A 19,316-nucleotide genomic window follows, 5' to 3' on the forward strand; every position below is an offset into this window, starting at 1 on the left:
GTTGGTCGTGCAAAGGTTGTGGTGTTGGGGTTCCTATCGTCTCGGCAATTGCTCCCGGCATGGCCCTACCTCCTTCATCCATGCAGTCTACCCCAACCTACGCTGGGTGATAAGGTATGAAGCAAGCCCATCGTGCCTTGAAAGTGATATTACCGCTCGCCGTGTTGCTGACAACTGCCGTTGCCAGTTGGGCGGTATTTGCCTTGCGTCCCAAGACTGAATCTCAAGCGACTGTTGCGACCATTCCCGAAGTCAGCGTAATGCGCGTTGAGCCGCAAACCCTGCGCCTGAATGTGGTGTCGCAAGGCGTCGTCACGCCGCGCGAGGAAATCGATCTGGTCAGCGAAGTGGCGGGCAAAGTGGTGCAGATGCATCCGGCCTTGGTCGCGGGTGGCTTCTTCAAAGCCGGTGAGTTACTGCTGACCATCGATCCTCGCGATTACGACTACGCCATTACCGCAGCCCAAGCCCGCGTTGCCGAAGCTAAGCGGGTGTTGATCGCCGAACAGGCACAAGTGGAACAAGCCCACAGTGAATGGCAGGCCCTGGGCGAAGGCGATGCCAGCGAACTGGCCTTGCACAAACCGCAATTGGCCGAAGCCCACGCCAAACTGCTAGCTGCGCAAGCCGATCTAGCGAAAGCCCAACTCAATCGCAGCCGCTGCGAGCTACGCGCACCGTTTGCCGGTCGCATTCTGACTAAACAGGCTGGCGTTGGCCAGTTTTTAGCATCGGGTGCGGTAGTGGCGCGGATTTACGCCACCGACGCGGCCGAAGTACGTTTACCGATCAGCAGTGACCAACTGGCGTTTTTGAATTTGCCATTCGCCTTGCCGCATAGTGATGCCAGTCTATGGCCTAAGGTGACCTTGACTGCCGAACTGGGTGGCAGCCAGCGCCAGTGGCTGGGCCAAATTGTCCGCAGCGAAGCGGCCGTGTCCGAAGACAGTGGCCAATGGTACCTAGTTGCGCAGGTCAACCAACCTTTTCAAGCCATCGCCGATCGACCGCCGTTGGTAAAAGGCCTGTTTGTACATGCCGAGATTGAAGGCGCGGAACGGGCCGGTGTTTATCGCTTACCGCGCAACGCCATTAGTCCGACGCAGACCGTCAAACTGGTCAATATCGATCAAAAGCTGGAGATTCGCTCTGTTGAGATAGTCCGCAGCGAAACAAATGCGGTGGTGATTCAAGCCGGCTTAAATCCGGGTGATCGGGTGATTGTTTCTGAATTGCCGATCGCCATTGCCGGCACAACACTCAAGGTGCTGAATGACTAAACGCCTGCGCTCCGGAAATTTACTGGCTTGGTTTGCCGCCAATCCTGTTGCAGCCAATTTGCTGATGCTTTTGATCATGAGCGGCGGCTTGCTGGGCATTGCCGATGTGGATAAGGAAGTGTTTCCGCGCTTTAGTCCGCATCAGATTGTGGTCAACACCCAATACCCTGGCGCCGGTACCTCAGAAGTTGAAGAATCGGTATGTGTGCCGATTGAAGAAGCGATTCACGACATCCCCGGCGTCAAGCATTTGCACAGCGAGATACGCGGCGATTACTGCAAGATCGACGTCGAGATATTTCCCGAGGTATCGCGCGAACAAGTCATGGCCAGTGTGCAAAGTAAGGTGCAAGCCATCCCCAAATTACCCAAGCAACTGGAAAAAATTCAGGTGCTGCCAGCCAACCGCAATGACGATGACGGTGTGATCTGGGTGGCTTTGCACGGCAACACTGATGCCTTCACTCTACAAAGCTTCGGTGAACACATCCAACAACAACTAGCCGCCATACCCGGCGTCAGCAAAGCTCGCAATTATGGGGAAATGGCTTACGAGCTGGCGATTGAAATCTCACCCGACAAACTGCGCCAATACCAACTGACATTGGATGAAGTCGCGCAAGCGGTGCGCAAAGCTTCGGTGGATTTACCCGGCGGATTGGTCAAGAACCCCGATGGCGAGTTGCTGTTACGGGTCAATCAACGGGCTAAAGATACCGATGCGGTCGGTGCGTTAATTATCAAAACGTTACCGGACGGTAATCGGGTCAGACTCGACCAAATCGCCACTATTAAAGATGGCCTGGAAGAACGCTTGTCCGAGTGGCATCACAACGGTGAAATCGCTCAGGGTTGGGAAGTGCATACCACGCAAGACAGCGTGGCCGTGGCAAGAAATGTCAAAGCAACCGTTGAGCGGCTTCGTCAGCAGTTACCACCCGGTTTGCGGCTAATTACCTGGTGGGATGACTCGCAAGCCTATGACGAGCGCATCGACACCCTGCTGGAAGACGGTTTGAGCGGTTTTTTGCTGGTGTGTCTGGTGTTGTCGCTGTTCTTGCGGGTACGGGTGGCGCTGTGGGCGGGCGTGGGGATTTTTACTTCCGTGCTGGGTGCGTTCTGGTTGATGCCTGCACTGGACGTATCGCTGAACATGCTGTCACTGTTCGGCTTTCTGCTGGCGATGGGCATTTTGGTGGATGACGCCATCATCATTGGTGAAAGCGTCCATCAGCGTCAATGCCAAAGTCCGGAGCCAGGAAAAAAAACACTTTCGCCACTGCAAGCCACCATTCAAGGTGTGCAGGACGTTGCCTTACCGGTCATTCTCTCGGTGTTGATCGTGCTGGTCGCCTTTCTGCCCGGTTTGTTCCTGCCCGGCTGGGGTGGGCAAATGATGAAGCCGATTTGCTTGGTGATGATTTTGACCTTGGTATTTTCCTTGGTCGAAGCCTTGCTAATTTTGCCGTCGCATCTGGTTAGTGATCTGGAATCGACCGTTCAGCCCAATCGCCTGCACCGTATCCGGCAACGTATGAACAACCAGCTGGATCGCTTTGTCGAGCAGGTCTACCGTCCATTCCTCGAAACCGCCATTGCTTGGCGCTATTTAACGGCGTCTTTGTTTTTGGGGTTGATCGTGTTTTGTGCGGCACTGGTTGCCAGCGATACGGTACGGCAATCCATCAATCCCGATGTCACCAAAGACAGTTTTTGGGTATCCATGCAGTTGCCGCAAAGTGCGCCGTATAGCGAAGCCAAAGCCTTAGCGACCAAGGTGGAACAAGCCTTGTTCAATTTACGGGATGAGTTGGATGGTCTGCAGCAGAACGACCTACCAACAAGTCCCACAGTGAATGCCGCTCACACCGATGAAAGCAGTGTCATCGTTGGCGTCGAAACCATCATCTGGGAACACGGTGCCGGCATTTGGCTGGAGTTCTCGCCGGCAGGTCGGCAACGCATCAAAGTCGAAGACTTTATCCGCCAATGGCGCGAGCGCATCGGCGACATTGGCCGCGGCAAGGTGGATTTTATCTACAAGGAAGGCGATGTGCCGTATGACATCGAATTGCTGCTGGGCGCCACCGATTCTGAGCTGCTGCCCACTGCCGCTGCACACCTCAAACAACAATTGCAAGTGCTACCCGGCGTTTACGATGTGGTCGATTCCAGCGAACCCGGCAAACCGGAAATTAAACTCAGCCTCAAGCCTAATGCCGAACGCTTGGGGCTGCGCCTGGAACAACTGGCCGAACAAGTCCATCACGGCTACTACGGCGATGAAGTGCATCGGTTTTTGCGTGGCCGCAGCGAAGTCAAAGTCATGGTGCGTTATCCATTGGATCAACGGCAATCGCTGGATACCCTGAAACAGCAACCCATCCGCTTGCCGAATGGGTCGACTGCGCCACTGGGTGAACTAGCGGATATTCAACTGGCGCCGGGTTATTCACGTTTGGTGCGGGAGGATCGGCAACGGGTGCTTAAAGTTCAAGCCCGCGTTAATCCGGCGTTGGCCGATGCCAATGCCTTGTATGCGCAACTTGAAACAAACCAGATACCGGCTTTGCAGCAAGCCTTGCCCGGCCTGACCGTCCAAATTGGTCAACAACGTCAGGAACAGAAGGCCATGTTGGCAGCCTTTGCCAAAAACACCTTGATTGCCTTGCTGGTGATTTATGCGCTCATTGCCGTACCGTTTAAATCGTATTCAAAACCCTTGATCTTTTTGTTGGCTGCGCCGGTGGCGTGGTGCGGGGCGGTGTTGGCACATTGGGCGTTTAGCTTGCCGCTGTCGATGGAATCCATGGTCGGCATGATCGCTGCCAGCGGTGTGGTGGTCAACGACAGCCTGGTGCTGCTGGATTACATCCGCCAGCATGGCGAGGACGACCAACCGCTTGAACACCTGATCATCGATGCGTGTCGTTCGCGATTTCGGGCCATTTTGCTGGCATTTCTGACAAACTTTGCCGGCTTCCTACCCACCTTGCTGGAAACCAGCCCGCAAGCACAGTTCCTGATTCCGATGACCTTGTCGCTGTCAGCCGGTTTGCTGATCGGCATGACGGCCAGTCTGATTTTGACGCCGGTCTGTTACGCGATTATAGCCCGCCGCGATCCCAAGCAACATGCCAGGAATATCACTGATTCCAGTCCGTCGGTTGCTCAGCCAGCGGAGTGCCATGCCCAATACCCTAAAAAGTACTAAGGAAGGAGACGTTGCATGTTAAGTAAACCCCGCAAGAAATCCAGACTCGACCCGCCGACGGTGGTACCGGCTGACAAAGCCGCCGATGTGTTTCCGTCCGTGCGTTATTTCCAGATTCATTTTGAATTTCTGCAAGAGCAGCTCCAGTTGATCTTGCGTAACCAGGAATCCTTGCAACAACAGATGCAGCAACTAGAAAGTCAGCTGTCTCGATCGGCTCAAGGTATTCGTCTGAATGGCAAAGCCTTAAGTCCTATTGAGCGCCTGACCGCCAATCGCAAGGCCACGCAGGACACCGACACGCCCAATCTTAATGTGACGGAGAGACGGTGAAGTTGGCACTGTGGCATTCGATCACGCAAACGGCAGGTCTGTCGGTTACCCAGCGTTCGTTTATCCAAACGGCGCAGGGCTTACCGGACCCGCATCAGTTTTTGGTGTCGGGCCCGATACCCAGCAACCGCTATCGGCGTTCCTTGGCTGTGACGTCAGCCGTACTGGTCGCCGCCTTACTGCACGGCGGTTTGTGGTTTTGGTATGTCACGCGGCCTGCGCCATTGCCGTTTACGGCGGCAGCACCGTTGCCGATGATTGCGATGGAGTTGTCGGCACCGCCGTCGCCGGTGGTCAATCAACCGATTGCGCCGCCGCAACCACCGAAACCCATAACTCCGCCCAAGCTGGATAAGCCCAAGGTCAAACCCAAGCCTAAGCCCAAACCCAAACCCAAACCCAAACCCAAACCCAAACCGTCGGAACGTCCGGTCAAGCAGGTTGAAGAGCGCAAATCCGTGGAACCGGAACCGGTTGCACCGGCGATGCCTGCTGCGGCTGCGCTACAAACACTGAACCACAACGCCTTGGCAGCACCGCGTAACGACACCTATATGCCGGCGGATAGCAATGCTGCGTATTTGAACAACCCTAAACCTGAATACCCGATGACCGCACGACAACGGCATTGGCAAGGCACGGTATTGTTACGGGTGTATGTCGGCGCAGATGGCAAAGCCCTGCAAGTCAACATTCAGCGTTCCAGTGGTCACGATACGCTGGATGAATCCGCGTTGGACGCAGTGAAGCAATGGCGCTTTGTACCGGCCAAGCGCGGCGATAGCGCTGAAGCCAGTTGGGCAACGGTACCGATTGTGTTTGAGCTGGATTAAGAGGCTATTCCGCCACCCTAAATCTTAACGAAATACTTTTCCTCCCCCAAGAGGTACGCAGCCCGACCCGCCTACCTGGGTCGGACAACACGGACGTTGATAGACCTGGATTAAGGATGATTCAGGTGCCGCACGGATGTTTGGCCAAGCCAAGATGTTAAAAAATAAAACAATAACGAGAATCTTATGGACCACCTATTTAGCTTTTCCGAAACCGCCATCGTCGACGGCACCCTGTGTATGTTGGGCTGCTTTTCACTGGTCACCTGGAGCGTAATTTTGCTTAAGGCCGGTGAAATCGCTTGGCACCGTTACCGTAACCATAAGCTGTTGCAACGTTTGAGTGGTGCTGTATCCCTGGAAACCTTGGATGCGATCGACAACCACCCGGAAAACCCCTTGGCAGTCCAAGCTGGGCGGGTGTTAAGCGTGGGTCGGCAAACCTATGCCCGTGCCCAAAGCCTGCCGCATGACCGCCAAACCCAACACGCGGCCTGGCACGAACTCATCGAACGCGCGTTGCGTCAGCAATTACAAAAAGAAAAGGCCTTGCTAGATTCTGGCCTGGGCTGGTTAGCCAGCATAGGTAGTACTTCTCCATTTATTGGTTTGTTCGGCACCGTCTGGGGCATCATGCACGCCCTGAAAGACATCGGTGCGCAAGGCACGGCCAGTCTGGAAGTGGTCGCCGGTCCCATAGGCGAAGCCTTGATCGCCACTGCATTGGGCATTGCCGTTGCTATCCCTGCGGTAATTGCCTACAACTTCTTCCTGCGCCAAAACCGCCAAGTCCTAGCCAGCCTGGAGCATATCGCTACCGACTTTCTGCGCAGTTGTATCGAAAACGACTTAAGCCAACAACCACAACCTCAGGAGATCTGATCATGGCCATGCAATTTCCCAGCGAAGATGAAGGCGGCGAAATGAGTGAAATCAACGTCACGCCGTTAGTGGATGTGATGTTGGTGTTGCTGGTGGTGTTTATCGTCACCGCGCCGTTACTGACGCAAGTCGTTAAAGTCAAACTACCGAAAACCGAACAGACTGAGCCGACGCCGGATAAACACGTCGCCATTCTGGCGGTCGCCGCCAGCGGTGAAGCGCTGTTGGATGACAAACCAATCCCCCTCACGAATCTGGAAGCCGAACTGAAAGCCCTGCAAGAGCGCGATCCCGACATCAGCGTGCAGCTGCAAGCCGACAAGGCCGCAGTGTTTGAGTCGGTGGCTAAGGTGATGGCCAGTGCGCAACGTTCGGGAGTCAGTAAGTTGTCGTTTGTGACAATTGAGTAAAAGCAGTGGTATTTATTCAGAGTAACTTAAATAAGAGTGACTATTCATGCCGGCTTTTAATGCTGCTGGACGTCGAATAGTGATGGACTAATTTGTATTAGTCACGACTTGATCTGACACATCGACTTGAAAAGATGAGAGTTACCGGTTTTGATAGGGGTGTCGAATCCTTACACAAAACACAAAAGGTAACTCTCATGATCCATACAAACAATCCGATCATTAAACACAAAGCGGGGCTGTTAAATTTAGCCCAAGAACTGAATAACGTCTCCAGAGCCTGCAAGGTGATGGGTGTCTCGCGCGATACGTTTTATCGTTATCAAGAGCTGGTAGCTGAAGGTGGTATCGATGCCTTAATCGACAAAAACCGCCGGTCTCCGAATCTGAAGAATCGCGTCGATGAAAGCATTGAGCTGGCAGTGAAAGCCTATGCGGTTGAGTGGCCAGCGCATGGACAGCATCGAACCAGTAATGAACTGCGTAAACAAGGAGTATTCGTATCCGGCAGCGGCGTTCGCTCCATCTGGTTACGGCATGACCTGGAGAACTTTAAAAAGAGGCTTAAAGCACTGGAAGCCAAGGTAGCCGCCGAAGGGTTAATGCTGAGCGATGCGCAGATTGCGGCGTTGGAGAAAAAGCAGCAGGATGATCAAGCCTGCGGCGAAATCGAAACAGCCCATCCCGGTTACCTGGGTTCGCAGGATACTTTTTACGTCGGCAACCTCAAAGGGGTTGGGCGGATATACCAGCAGACTTACGTGGACACCTACAGCAAAGTCGCACACTGCAAGTTGTATACAACCAAAACGCCCATTACCGCAGCGGATATCCTGAATGACAAAGTATTGCCGTTCTACGAAGCCAACGCATTACCCGTTCTACGCATTCTGACGGATCGCGGCACAGAATATTGTGGCAAGGTCGAACAGCATGATTATCAGCTATACCTGGCGATCAACGACATCGACCATACCAAAACCAAGGCCATGTCACCGCAAACCAATGGGATTTGCGAACGCTTCCATAAGACCATCTTGCAGGAGTTCTATCAGGTCACGTTCCGCAAAAAGCTCTATAGCGACCTGGATCAACTCCAAAAAGATCTGGACGAATGGCTGGTTTATTACAACAATGACCGAACTCATCAGGGCAAAATGTGCAACGGCAGAACGCCGATGGATACCTTGCTGGATGGAAAACAGATTTGGGCTCAAAAAAATCTGAACCAAATCTAATCTGACAGACACCCCGCAAAAACGGTAACTGTCAGATCAGGTCTGAGCTAATACATCGTCAACGATTTGCTCAATGCCGTGCAAACCGCCGCGCACATGAATGACCATGCCTACGCCAAATTGCTGATGGATGCCTTGAAGGATGCCAGAGAACAAATCCAGGATGAATACGTCACCATTGCCGGCCGTTATGATAATCCACAAACATTGATGGCGTTTTACCAGCAATTGATGACCACCGTGAAGCCCAGACACTACGGCACGGTGGCGCAGTTGCCGGCATCGGGGATGGCTTGGCCAAGTCCTTAATATCTCGTTCCCTCATCCTCCCATGATGGTTTTCTCCCTCGTAGTTTAAAAGGCAGGTCGTCCATGTTTGAAATCTTCTCCGTGGGCGATTCCGCCTATCTGCAAGCCGTACTGAATGCCATCGCGATGATTTCCGGAACCGGCGATTACCGTACCGCGGCCGCCGTTGGCGGCCTGATCGGTGTCATCATCATCATGATTCGGGCGTTGCTGCAATGGGATGGCCGCGGTATTCGGTATCAGGATTTATTGCTGGCCTATGTGTTGTGGCTGATGTTGTATGCGCCGTCGGTGCGGGTGTCGATTGAGGATGCCTATACGGGCAGCGTGGTGGTGGTCGACAACGTACCCTTGGGTCCAGCCGTGGTGGGTAGTGTGATGTCGAACATGGGTTATCGCACTACACGGCTGTTCGAACAAGGCTTTGGCACGCCGTCGATGACCGGAAACGGTTTTGCCGATAGTTTGCAAACGTTGACGGCGGTGCGGAAGAATCTGTTGTCGCGGGTGAATTTAGGCGCGGCCAATGTGCCGAATGCTGGCAGCGATATGGAAACCTCATTTGCTAATTACGTGCGCGAATGCACCTTAACAGGTGTCGATCTGAACCAGAAATCAGTAGATGCCATTTTGCGCGATGCCGATCCCTTGAATGCCATCCGCTTCGATTCCGACATCTATATGACCCAAATCTATGTCGGAGGGCAACCACAAACCAAAACCTGTACGGATGCCTGGGCCGATTTGAGCGTGGTGGCCAATGGCAATTTTGCGACAGCGCTGGAAGGGTTGTTGCAACCGACCTTGGGCGTACCGGCGGCGGCCGACACCGTGCCGAAAATCCAGGATGCCTTCGATGCGTTGGCCGGTCCCGGCGTTATCGATGCGGCCGATTACATGCTGATGTCAGCTATCATGCCGATGTTCGAGAAAGGCGTGATCGGCCGGCACGAAGACGGCTTGCACTGGAGCAAGGCGGCGATGGTCGAACAAGCCATTCAGCAACGCAATACCCAATGGGCCGCCGAACAAACCCTGTTTGCCAAGATCGTGCGGCCGATGATGGTGTTTATCGAAGGCTTGAGTTATGCCATCGCACCGATCATGGCCTTCGTGGTGATGCTGGGCAACGTCGGCATCCGGATGAATATCGGCTACTTCTCCATGCTGCTGTGGATCCAGTTGTGGATGCCGATACTGGCGGTGATCAACCTGTTCATCCAGATGTCGGCCGCAGGCAAAATGGCGGCACTGATCACGGCCACCTACAATTTGCCGTCGATGATGGGCATTTACCAGTTGGATATGGAGTTGCAGCAATGGTTGTCGATAGGCGGCATGTTGGCGGCGTCGACACCGGCCATTACCTTGATGCTGATCTACCGCGGTGCCGTGACCGCCACCCATTTCCTGGGGCGGATGGACGGCGGCGATTACGTGAACGAGAAAATTGCCACGCCCGATGTCATCAGCCCTGCGCCGGTGTTGAATGCTCAAGCGCAACATCAATACAGTCCCCTGTCTGCAGTGACTCAAACCGGCGTCGACAAGGTGCTGCCGACATTCACAGCCGGCAAGGACATGAGTGTTGCGGTATCGTCGGCGTACAGCGCTTCGGAACAGGCGACCAGCAGTTTCATGAACAGCGTGTCATCCACTGCCTCGAAATCGGCCAGTATCACCAGTGATGCCTTCGACAGCCGCTCCTTGGGCAATCAAATTGCCAGCAGTTCCAGTTATACCGACGCTTACAATCGCCAATTCGGCGAAGCGTTTGCCAAGAAGCATGCTGATACCGGCATATCGGCGGATCAGTTTTCTGCACTGGTGGCTGGTAGTGCCAATGCCGGTGGCAAACTCGGTAGTGACCAATTGAGCGGCGCAATCTCTGGCCGCTTGCAAAACGACTTCAAAGTTAGTCAGGACAAGTCCGACGCCATTGCCGCCGACATCAGTCAAACCGTTAACGACAGCCAGGGTTATCAAGCCGGGTTGGCCAAAAGCCTGGCGCTGGATGCGCAAACCGGCACCCGAAATGTGGCGTCCATGGGTTTACAAAATCAATCGCTTTCCTCGTTGCAACACAGCGCAACCGATGCGATATCCGCCAGCGAATCTTATCAACAAACGTTATCGGCTCAACAACGATTTGGCACACAAGCCAGTTTCGGCGCGGCGGAAACCGGTTTCAAAATCGCCCGTGATCCCGGTTTGATGGAGCGGCTGGATCGCACGCTAGACCAATACGGCCTGCGTGGCGATACGCAGCGACTGGCCTCGCAGTGGAAAGCGGCGGGTTGGATCAGCGATGCCGACCAAGCCTACGCGGCCGCTGGTATGTCGTTATTGACCGGCTTCTCGTCACCCAGTTACCGTACGCTGGATGATCAACAATCGCATCAGACGCACATCTCGGGTTACCAACTGCTGGGCGACGCGTTCAATGCTCCGCAAGCGGATCAAACCTGGAATGCCAACCGAAACGAATCCCTGAAAGCCTATGCACCAGAAACTGGCAAAGTTCAAGCCTCCGTCGAACGGGCCCATCTCAACGATCCAAGCGACGAAACCGAATTGCTGAATCAACGTGCACAGTCGCAGATTCGTTCAGCGACGGGAAACATTGCCGGTGGCGAGGCCCGTGTCGAAGCGCAACATGATCGAAATCTGGCTGAACGTGAACAAAACTCAAGAGATGGCTTCGGTCAATTGGCGAATGTCAAAGAGGAGCATTTTAGGCAGTCGATTGCGGCAGCGGCCAATGAAACGCCTTCAGTTGCTGAGGCGACTTACGATTACTTAGGCGGGAGTATTTACAGCACTGCTAAAACCCTTGAAGCCGTTGGCAAGGTAGCTAATGAACATGTGAGTCAATTTATTGATTATATGAGTAGTGCCTATGCCAAGGATGATAATGCTTGGGAGGCCGTTAAATCCGCTGCGGCTCAGTCATATCCTGGGTTTATGGCTGTGGCGCAAGTTTGGGCTGATCAGAGGGTAAGTGAAGTGGCTGATAAGTTGACACCAAGCCAACAGGCTTACTATAAAGCCTCGATGTTTGAGGCTTTTGCCGGAATTGCCGTAGGTGGAAGAGATGATGGAAGCCTAGGCTTGGCGAAACAAGGAATTCTAGATGAAGAAGCGCCGGCTGACGCAGAGAATATTGCTGTATTATTGAGACAAGTGGCGGGGCAAAACCGATCAGATTTGATCGATCAAATTGCTAACTTTAATCGAGCACGGGGTCGAATCAATTATTAGTTACGATCATTTTACACCGAAAGCTCGTAATGCGCTTACGGCAATCCAGCGTAACAGCATTACTCCTGAAAACAAAAGCGTATAGTCGATTAAATCTGGATTCTGACTCAACAAAACCGAGAGAATCAGAACCAATCCTGCCCAGTAATAATTGCTTTCATGCGAGAGTTTTGCAGCTAAATGTTCTATCAGCTGAACAGTTAACTCTGCTGCCGCGATGATTAGCAAGGTAAGTGAGCCGATTGTTCCAATAAGGTTGAGCGTTTTAGGTAACTCAATCCATTGACTGATCAACCAAATCAAGCCAAAGCATGATGCGAAAATTATTAATTTCTTAAATGCATCAAATGAAAGGGTTCTTGGGTGTATACGTTCGAAAAATCGTTGTAAACCGGAGGAAAACTTGGCAAACGTCGCACCACAAAAAGGACAAATCGATTTTGTTGGTTGCCCGTAATAGGTAATGACGCGCGGCACCATGATTCGATGGCATTCGGGACAATCGACAGTTGCATGGTGGCCATTAAACATTGAGTGATTTGATCGGGTTTGAATCGACCGGCTGGGCCGTTTGAACCGATTTGAGAGTGATGACTGTGTCGGCATAGCATTCTCCATACTTAAGCGGTTGGGCAATCCTACCGCGATTGAGCTAACGTTCCAAGTCGGTTTTTTAAATCAGAACTATTTCAACAAGGCAAAGAAAGATGACCTGCATATCGAACGGTTTATTCGCCGACACTTGCCAGAATTTTGTTGATCACGGTAGCCGAAATCCGAAAATCCGATCGATGCAAAATTTCAAAAGTGGCTCGAGCAGACGAAATCAAACCTTGCTTTTTGGCCTGTCCGATGACGGCGGCAGTACCGACGACCTGGAGTTGATATTCTTTGGCCACAGCCCGGCCGGCACGTTCGTCCATGATCAGCAAATAGTTTTCGGGTGACGATAGCGCGATGTTGATGCAATCCGTTTCACCAGCGTCCAGATCAATGTCTAAACAAGGTGTGATGGATTCATACCATACCGTTAGCCAACCCGAATCGAATGCGTGAGCTAGGGCTTGTTCACCCGGTGCCGATTTGCCTGGTAACACTTCTTGTTTAACCGATTCGGGCACGAAAACCTGGCCAAATAACTGGGGCAGCCAGATTAAACCCTCCACCAACGCCAGTCCGATCAATGGACTGGCATCGACAATTACTTTTTTGGTCATCCGCGATCAGGCTTGGTTAAGCCACTGGTCCAGAGTGTCCAAATCATCCCCAACTTCGTCGGCCGTTTGATCGATGACGGAAATACCCAGGCGCGAGACGTGCGCAATAAAGTTTGCCAACGGCATATCGGCCAGTTTAGCGGAGCGGGCAAGGGACAGGTTACCGTCCTTGAAAAGTGCCGTTGCCAAGGCTTTACGCACGCCCGGCATTCCAATGATTTTGGCGGCTTTGAGGCCGACCATCACCGCGTCCGGTTCGTTTCGATTCATGACCAGAACCAGATCCTTGTGGGCCATGCGCAAGGCTTCGCTGGGATTGTTCTTTAGACCACTGACATTGACAGTTTTCATAGCCTGATTACATAGGAAGATTGGATGGGTGGATTATAGTCCTCTGAATTGAAATGGGTGCATAAAGTTATCTCCCTGGATGATGAGCTGCCCGGATAATGAATCGCCCCCAATGCGGCCACGACAACGCTGTTTTTAGGATCAATTCTTAGGTAATCATTCTGGTCTTAGGGGTTTGGTTTAGCACGCACATTTGACAGACCTGCTGGTATTTGCAACCATGAATGATCAGATAGGGCGTATGGCAGGTCGTACAGTAAGGTAATTCAGCGAGTCCGTCTCTCAGGGCTTCGACGATAATCCAGGCTTCATCGAAATTTGCTGGCCGTATGCGGCCAAACGGTCGGCGTTCTTGAATATGGTTTGGATAGAGTGTGCAAAATGTATCCCAGGCAAACACCATGGCATTAAGATCGATTTCTGCTCTGATAGCGCCTGAGCAAGCGCTTCGATAGATTGAAGCAAATAGGGCCATGTAAAGAAACGACTCGCGTGACTGCGGCATTGATGTAATGCTAGGGACCAGTCCCGCCACTGGGCTTTCGCGGTGCAGCGAAAAGTAAAGATTACACAATTCTTTAGGGCGCAAGGTTTTGATGACCCGGCTGGCCAATTTTGTACGCAACTTTCGTTTTATTAATTGATAGGCCCAATACTGATCTTTGATCCGAGCAGAAAAGGCGCAATGACTGCTCATGACCCTGGAGGGGGTGCGGACAAAAGCATCAGGAGTTCGATGGCTCGTGCGTTGATTACATCCGGCACTTCGGTTTTTTGGACGTCTAGGAATTTGCTCCATTTGTGGGTGTTGAAACGGGGAACAAAGGTTAGGCAATCACTTCGAGCCAGGCTCTTCAACTGTTCGAGCGGCATCTTTCTGATCAACGACACCGCTTCGGTTGTTAAACCTAGGCAGTACATGGCTTTCTGTTCACTTTCGGAAAAAATTAAGGATTGAGCGACGATGAGGTAGTCGAGATTGAGTTTGTAGAGATTCTCATCCATTCTGCAATCCTTGATGGACTAAAGAATCGCGCGGATTTGATCGGCTAAGGCAATAACTTTTCGTCCGTACTGGATGGCTACTGGCTCGTTTTGCCAACTGTAATATCGGCCGATTCCGTGAGCGAGATTGTCTGGCGCCGATTGGATGGCCTCGTTGAGAAGGCTGGCGCCGATTTCGATATTGATGCTCGGGATCAAGAGTTGTTCGGGTTTCGCAACGCGGTGGCCATGCCACCGCAGATTCACTTGCATGATGCCGACGTCGATATTGCGCTTGCCTTGGTCCAGCATTTGATTGAGTAAAGCTTCTGCCTCCTGCTGACTGTTAGGAATAAAGGAGTTGCCAGCGTTATTGATGGCCCAGGGCCAGGGCATGACACGATTCTGTTCACCGTTTTTCCGCGACTCCATGAGCGCAACGGCATACAGAATATAGGGATCAATGCGATGTCTACGGGCAACTTGTCCCCACTGCGTGTTTTGTAATTTGGTGTTTAATGCCAGGGACTGTTGGCTGTTGCCATTCGCTTGAATGGAATCAGCAGCCATCGATTCCATGGGTTGACTGATGAGGTAAAGGCCGCCGATCATGCCAATCCAAAGGTGCTTAACACGGTTTTGGATTGAAATGCCAGGGAACTTAAATTCTTGAATCTTTGAATGAATAATCGACATCGCAAGTTCACTGTGTTGGTCTCGAAGCGAGTTTACGATTTTGTCAAAAATTCTATATGTTCGAAAAACCTCTCTTTTAGCTGTTTTTCGCCGATGCACTGAGTTTTGCCCTGCTTTTTTACTTGATCTTATGATCGGAAGGAATCCTTGTTACCCGGAGCGCCACTATCATACTGACTGTCCAATAGGTGAAAGACAACCCATCGTTCTACAGGGCCTGCGCGAAAAACCGCTCTGGCTGACGAATTCAGATGATAGAACATGGGAAAATCGCCTGCATGCCGACCGGCAAATTGTGCTCGACAAGGTGAATGCGGGGTTTACCGCTACGAATCGCGTCTATCCTTGCCGTCTTGATTAGGTTTCTTGTCGAGTATCATCTGTCTGACACCGTTCGGGCCGATTTATATCGGCGGCTAGGTGACTACGGAACAAGCTAGTGCTTAATTTCACAAATAAGCGATATAAAAGCCAATCATAACTGCATGATTATAAAATGCTTTTAGTTTTCATTGATTAACGCAATTAAGCACTAGACAACCCCAGCAAGCCTCGATATTGACCAGACAGGAATAGGAACGGCGGTTTTTGGCGGGTAGGATGCGGGAGATGGTTAGGTTGAATGATAATAAAACGCAGCTTCGAAAGTGGTAAATTTTGTAATCCATAACGCATTTAAATGCAAAAAACTCGGATATTTCAAATCATCTGTTGGGCTTCGCGTTGCTCTATCCAGCCTAAGGTCCTGAACAGAATTTGCATCTGCCCAAAGGGAACGAATATGAAGGGAAAGAAATCTTGATGGGACAAGAGAATATCGTCCGGTATTGGCATGCAGTCGAGTTGCTTCAACCTCAATCGGCGCCCAAGCTAAAGAAACGCAGCAACTCATATGGTGCGTTCATTCACGACACTTCAATCCAGCATCCTGTTCCTCCCTGGGCACCTGAAAGTGTCGTTGGCAGACAGGCTTTGCCTAAGAAGCGCGTCTGGAGCCACACGCTCTATGCCCACCTGTATGACAGTCGGCTCGTTGCCGAAAACCTCAAGGAAGCCTTCGGAGCCGATCAAGGTTATCGAGAGCCTCAGTATCGAGAATCGGCGCTGTTTGCCGCTAAGTTCACCATGGCCGGCCAAATGGTCGATAACAGTTTCGTACTCTCTAGTGAGGCCTGGTTCTTGGGGCGTGTGCTGACTGAAAAAGACTGGACAAGGGGATTCGAGGACGATCAAAATGCTGCCGGCGATCAGGCGAATGCATTGCTTGCAGGCTATGTATCCGGCGACGCTCTGCGGGAGTTGACCCATTGGATTCTCCAATTCCTTGGGGTGGCGGATTTTTTCGGCCATGTGGATCGCCATCTGTTCCGTTTCCGCTCTCAGCCAATCAAGGTCAATAAACCCGAATCGGAAGATGATCCGCTCAACAGTTTCTTGCTCGACGATCTTGCCGATGTCGCTGACAGCATCAGTAAAGACGTGAAAAGTGCTCCCCTGGATCAATACCTCCGCCAGTACGACCCTCAGCTGCGTCTGCACGTTGACGACGACCGCGCATCTCTTCCGCTGATTGAGCGACTGATGCCGGATGCCTACGCGAATAGCTGCTGGCCCTCCGAGCGGCATTTTGGCCTGGTGCATTCTCAACAGCTAGCCGTCAATACGATTCTGTCCACCCTCGCTGACGGCCAGGGACTGCTGGGCATCAACGGCCCGCCAGGCACGGGTAAAACGACGCTACTGCGCGACTTGATTGCCGCCATTGTCACCAGCAGAGCCGATGAGCTTGCCAAGTTGCGCCGAGCCTCCGATGGGTTCGCGAGCAGCGGGCGTGAAGAGGCCAATGACGGCGGTAAGCCGCAGGCCTGCTTCAAGCTCAACCCGGCGCTATATGGCTTCGAAATCGTGGTCGCTTCGTCCAATAACGGCGCCGTGGAGAACGTCACGCTCGAATTGCCCCAGCGGGACAAGATCGACGAGAGCTGGCTGCCTGAAGCCGAGTATTTCGCCGAATTGGGGGAACTGACCAGCGGCAAGCCTGCGTGGGGACTGATTTCCGGCGCACTGGGCAGCAAGGCTCGGCGAAAAAGCTTCGTGGATTGCTATTTCTATGGTCAGCGTCCTTTTGGCGGCAAAGACAAGGCGGACTCGGAGGCTGAAGAAGATGCAGATGTCGGGTCAGACGAGGAAATAGAGAACGCCGTAAATACCCAGCCCTCCGCCCCCTCCACGATGGAGGGGAGTGATGGTGACAACGGTGATCACGACGATGCTCCATCCAAAAAAGATAAAGGCCCCCAGGGTTTCATGGGTTGGCTCAGCGCCCATGCCGAGATCAACTCGGCCCGCTCCTCGGAACAACGCCAAGCATTGTGGCGGCAAGCGGTCGCCGATTACGAAGCGGTCAAGACAGAGGCGCGTAAAGCGTGCGCCGATGCTATTCGCATTCGCGAGTTGATCCAGTCTATCTGCCAGACCAGAAAGAAGATCGCCGACGGGTCCGAAATGCTTGGCACCCTCGAACAGAAACTAGCCGACGCGGTAGCGCAGCTCGCACACCTGGATGCCAATGAAAGCCGCCCAGCCAACTTGGCTCTCAAGCAGTGCCTGGACGCACTCAAACAACACCAAGCCCTCAGGCCGGGTTTTTGGGCAAAATTATTCAGTCTGTGGAAGGCTCAGCGCGAATGGAATGCAACACAGGAATTGCTGGAGGGCGAACGTGATTTAGCGTCCGCGGAATTCGCTCTAATATTACGCCTTACCAAGCGACTCGATACATCAAGGGAGGCCTTGGAAAAACAGACAGCCGAGGCGCGCCGGACACTGCAGCAATTGCAGAACCAAGACAAAGTTCTGACGCGAGACGCTAATGGGCTGGCCAGCGCCTGCCAAGCCGAACATCTGGTCGCTTGGCTGCAAAGCGGCACCATTGGTCGCGGCGACGCCATTGAACTGGCCGAGCCTTGGCGTATTGAAGGCTGGAGACAAGCACGCGCACGTATCTTTATCCAAGCGCTCAAGCTCCATCGGACGTTTTTCGAGTTGGAGGCATCCCGGATGCGCTCCAACCTGTTCCTTATCAACGGTTTGTTGACTGGCTCTCGCTTCCAAGGTCTTTCGCGCGACGCCATCCGGTCGGCCTGGGCTTCGCTGTTCATGGTCGTTCCGGTACTAAGCAGCACCTTCGCGTCGTTTGCCCGTTCGTTCGGCTCGTTGGGGGCCGGTGAAATTGGCTGGCTGCTGGTGGATGAGGCCGGCCAAGCTCCCCCGCAAGCTGCGGTGGGGGCGTTATGGCGGTCTCGGCGAGCATTACTGGTGGGTGATCCTCTGCAACTCAAGCCTATCATTACCGTGTCCGATGCCGTGTTGGAACACATGCGCACGCGCTACCGCATCGATGCGCATTGGCTTCCCAACCGACAATCTGCGCAGACGCTGGCTGACGCGGCTACCCCGTGGGGACGCATGGCTGGCCCGGCCGGTAGCAAGACTTGGGTGGGACTCCCGCTAGCGGTACACCGCCGCTGCGACAGACCAATGCATAGGCTCGCCAATCGCATTGCCTATGACGGTACCATGGTGTACGGAACGATTGCACCAAGCTCTGAAAAGGAGACGCGCGCCAGTTTGTCGACTGGCTGGATACATGCTAGTGGCACGTCTCAAGGGAATTGGGTGCCAGCCGAAGGTAAAGCTTTGCAGGAACTGCTGACGCTATTGCGTGAGGATGGCGTGGAGGCCAAAGACATATCCGTCATCACACCCTTCACAGACGTTCGGAACAATCTCAAGCGAATAGTGGGCAACAAAATGGTGTTCGGTACGATTCACACCATGCAGGGCAAGGAAGCACCGGTTGTCATCATGGTGCTAGGTGGCAACACGTCTGGTTCAGGAGCCCGCAACTGGGCTGTTTCGGAACCCAATCTCCTGAACGTAGCTGCGACGCGGGCCAAGCGACGTTTTTATGTGATCGGCGACAGAAACGACTGGAAGAACCGCTCGCTATTCTGTGATGTCATGGATCTTCTGCCAGGCCAGAAAATCCCGACACGCGAACAGGAACAGATGTCGCTTTCTGAGTAACCGCAAAGACCAGATTTTTGGCAATGGATAGGAAAAAGTTACGCCCCAGCCCGGTGATCTTCCGGACAAAGGCGACACCATCTAAGGAAACAGGGTATGACAGCCTCATTATGCCTGATGTGAAAATTTGAAACGGCGCGATTATCTCGTCGCGTTCCGTAGTCGTTACCGATGTGCCTCCCTATTCCATAGTCGGTGGCAATCCGGCAAAGCTAATCA

At 52.9% G+C, this 19,316-nt stretch carries 16 protein-coding genes; 10 read left to right on the plus strand and 6 right to left on the minus strand.

Annotation, left to right across the window (positions count from 1 at the left end):
• Window positions 1-116: 116 nt before the first annotated feature.
• The 9 genes from ACH5Y9_RS07370 (at window position 117) to ACH5Y9_RS07410 (ending at window position 11,760) form a co-directional block, all read left to right on the plus strand.
• Window positions 117-1,280, plus strand: a complete 1,164-nt coding sequence (locus ACH5Y9_RS07370; RefSeq protein ID WP_445369118.1) for an efflux RND transporter periplasmic adaptor subunit — start codon at window positions 117-119, stop codon at window positions 1,278-1,280.
• Entirely contained in the window at window positions 1,273-4,494 is a 3,222-nt protein-coding gene (locus tag ACH5Y9_RS07375) for an efflux RND transporter permease subunit (protein ID WP_445369119.1), read from the plus strand. Before ACH5Y9_RS07370 ends, ACH5Y9_RS07375 begins: the two co-directional genes overlap by 8 nt.
• A gap of 15 nt (window positions 4,495-4,509) precedes the next feature.
• Window positions 4,510-4,827, plus strand: coding sequence for a hypothetical protein (locus ACH5Y9_RS07380; protein WP_445369120.1), 318 nt, complete (start codon window positions 4,510-4,512; stop codon window positions 4,825-4,827).
• Complete coding sequence (locus ACH5Y9_RS07385) at window positions 4,824-5,660, plus strand: energy transducer TonB (protein ID WP_445369121.1); 837 nt, start codon at window positions 4,824-4,826, stop codon at window positions 5,658-5,660. The genes ACH5Y9_RS07380 and ACH5Y9_RS07385 overlap by 4 nt, the downstream gene beginning before the upstream one ends.
• Before the next feature lie 186 nt (window positions 5,661-5,846).
• A complete protein-coding gene (locus ACH5Y9_RS07390) occupies window positions 5,847-6,542 on the plus strand; it encodes a MotA/TolQ/ExbB proton channel family protein (protein ID WP_445369122.1) in 696 nt (231 codons plus the stop codon).
• Between the two features lie 2 nt (window positions 6,543-6,544).
• On the plus strand, window positions 6,545-6,952 hold the full coding sequence (locus tag ACH5Y9_RS07395) for an ExbD/TolR family protein (protein WP_445369123.1): 408 nt from the start codon (window positions 6,545-6,547) through the stop codon (window positions 6,950-6,952).
• Between the two features lie 197 nt (window positions 6,953-7,149).
• A complete protein-coding gene (locus ACH5Y9_RS07400; RefSeq protein WP_445366359.1) occupies window positions 7,150-8,190 on the plus strand; it encodes an IS481 family transposase in 1,041 nt (346 codons plus the stop codon).
• Between the two features lie 96 nt (window positions 8,191-8,286).
• Window positions 8,287-8,499 carry a hypothetical protein gene (locus ACH5Y9_RS07405; protein ID WP_445369124.1) on the plus strand — a complete coding sequence of 71 codons (213 nt, stop codon included), beginning with the start codon at window positions 8,287-8,289 and terminating at the stop codon, window positions 8,497-8,499.
• A 63-nt stretch (window positions 8,500-8,562) separates the two neighbouring features.
• Window positions 8,563-11,760: a conjugal transfer protein TraG N-terminal domain-containing protein gene (locus tag ACH5Y9_RS07410; RefSeq protein ID WP_445369125.1), complete on the plus strand. Its 3,198-nt coding sequence runs from the start codon at window positions 8,563-8,565 to the stop codon at window positions 11,758-11,760.
• 6 nt (window positions 11,761-11,766) lie between these two features.
• On the opposite strand, the gene ACH5Y9_RS07415 is transcribed toward ACH5Y9_RS07410, so the two are convergent.
• From ACH5Y9_RS07415 to ACH5Y9_RS07440, 6 genes are all read right to left on the minus strand, one after another.
• Window positions 11,767-12,291, minus strand: a complete 525-nt coding sequence (locus tag ACH5Y9_RS07415) for a hypothetical protein (protein WP_445369126.1) — start codon at window positions 12,289-12,291, stop codon at window positions 11,767-11,769.
• A gap of 197 nt (window positions 12,292-12,488) precedes the next feature.
• The gene (locus ACH5Y9_RS07420; RefSeq protein ID WP_445369127.1) at window positions 12,489-12,977 is read right to left on the minus strand and encodes a DUF3368 domain-containing protein; all 489 of its coding nucleotides are present in this window, start codon (window positions 12,975-12,977) and stop codon (window positions 12,489-12,491) included.
• A gap of 6 nt (window positions 12,978-12,983) precedes the next feature.
• On the minus strand, window positions 12,984-13,328 hold the full coding sequence (locus ACH5Y9_RS07425) for a UPF0175 family protein (protein WP_415878242.1): 345 nt from the start codon (window positions 13,326-13,328) through the stop codon (window positions 12,984-12,986).
• 148 nt (window positions 13,329-13,476) lie between these two features.
• Complete coding sequence (locus ACH5Y9_RS07430; RefSeq protein ID WP_415878241.1) at window positions 13,477-14,025, minus strand: FlhC family transcriptional regulator; 549 nt, start codon at window positions 14,023-14,025, stop codon at window positions 13,477-13,479.
• Window positions 14,022-14,333, minus strand: a complete 312-nt coding sequence (locus ACH5Y9_RS07435) for a flagellar transcriptional regulator FlhD (protein WP_415878240.1) — start codon at window positions 14,331-14,333, stop codon at window positions 14,022-14,024. Before ACH5Y9_RS07435 ends, ACH5Y9_RS07430 begins: the two co-directional genes overlap by 4 nt.
• An 18-nt stretch (window positions 14,334-14,351) precedes the next feature.
• Window positions 14,352-15,008, minus strand: coding sequence for a transglycosylase SLT domain-containing protein (locus tag ACH5Y9_RS07440; protein ID WP_415878239.1), 657 nt, complete (start codon window positions 15,006-15,008; stop codon window positions 14,352-14,354).
• Between the two features lie 756 nt (window positions 15,009-15,764).
• Here ACH5Y9_RS07440 and ACH5Y9_RS07445 point away from each other — a divergent pair.
• The gene (locus ACH5Y9_RS07445; RefSeq protein WP_445369128.1) at window positions 15,765-19,097 is read left to right on the plus strand and encodes an AAA domain-containing protein; all 3,333 of its coding nucleotides are present in this window, start codon (window positions 15,765-15,767) and stop codon (window positions 19,095-19,097) included.
• Window positions 19,098-19,316: the final 219 nt, after the last annotated feature.

This window comes from Methylomonas sp. BW4-1, from assembly GCF_052474385.1.

Coding starts and splice junctions, on each gene's coding strand:
- ACH5Y9_RS07370 (WP_445369118.1), top strand. CDS start 117: ATGAAGCAAGCCCATCGTGCCTTGAAAGTGATATTACCGCTCGCCGTG.
- ACH5Y9_RS07375 (WP_445369119.1), top strand. CDS start 1,273: ATGACTAAACGCCTGCGCTCCGGAAATTTACTGGCTTGGTTTGCCGCC.
- ACH5Y9_RS07380 (WP_445369120.1), top strand. CDS start 4,510: ATGTTAAGTAAACCCCGCAAGAAATCCAGACTCGACCCGCCGACGGTG.
- ACH5Y9_RS07390 (WP_445369122.1), top strand. CDS start 5,847: ATGGACCACCTATTTAGCTTTTCCGAAACCGCCATCGTCGACGGCACC.
- ACH5Y9_RS07395 (WP_445369123.1), top strand. CDS start 6,545: ATGGCCATGCAATTTCCCAGCGAAGATGAAGGCGGCGAAATGAGTGAA.
- ACH5Y9_RS07400 (WP_445366359.1), top strand. CDS start 7,150: ATGATCCATACAAACAATCCGATCATTAAACACAAAGCGGGGCTGTTA.
- ACH5Y9_RS07405 (WP_445369124.1), top strand. CDS start 8,287: ATGAATGACCATGCCTACGCCAAATTGCTGATGGATGCCTTGAAGGAT.
- ACH5Y9_RS07410 (WP_445369125.1), top strand. CDS start 8,563: ATGTTTGAAATCTTCTCCGTGGGCGATTCCGCCTATCTGCAAGCCGTA.
- ACH5Y9_RS07415 (WP_445369126.1), bottom strand. CDS start 12,291: ATGTTTAATGGCCACCATGCAACTGTCGATTGTCCCGAATGCCATCGA.
- ACH5Y9_RS07420 (WP_445369127.1), bottom strand. CDS start 12,977: ATGACCAAAAAAGTAATTGTCGATGCCAGTCCATTGATCGGACTGGCG.
- ACH5Y9_RS07425 (WP_415878242.1), bottom strand. CDS start 13,328: ATGAAAACTGTCAATGTCAGTGGTCTAAAGAACAATCCCAGCGAAGCC.
- ACH5Y9_RS07430 (WP_415878241.1), bottom strand. CDS start 14,025: ATGAGCAGTCATTGCGCCTTTTCTGCTCGGATCAAAGATCAGTATTGG.
- ACH5Y9_RS07435 (WP_415878240.1), bottom strand. CDS start 14,333: ATGGATGAGAATCTCTACAAACTCAATCTCGACTACCTCATCGTCGCT.
- ACH5Y9_RS07440 (WP_415878239.1), bottom strand. CDS start 15,008: ATGTCGATTATTCATTCAAAGATTCAAGAATTTAAGTTCCCTGGCATT.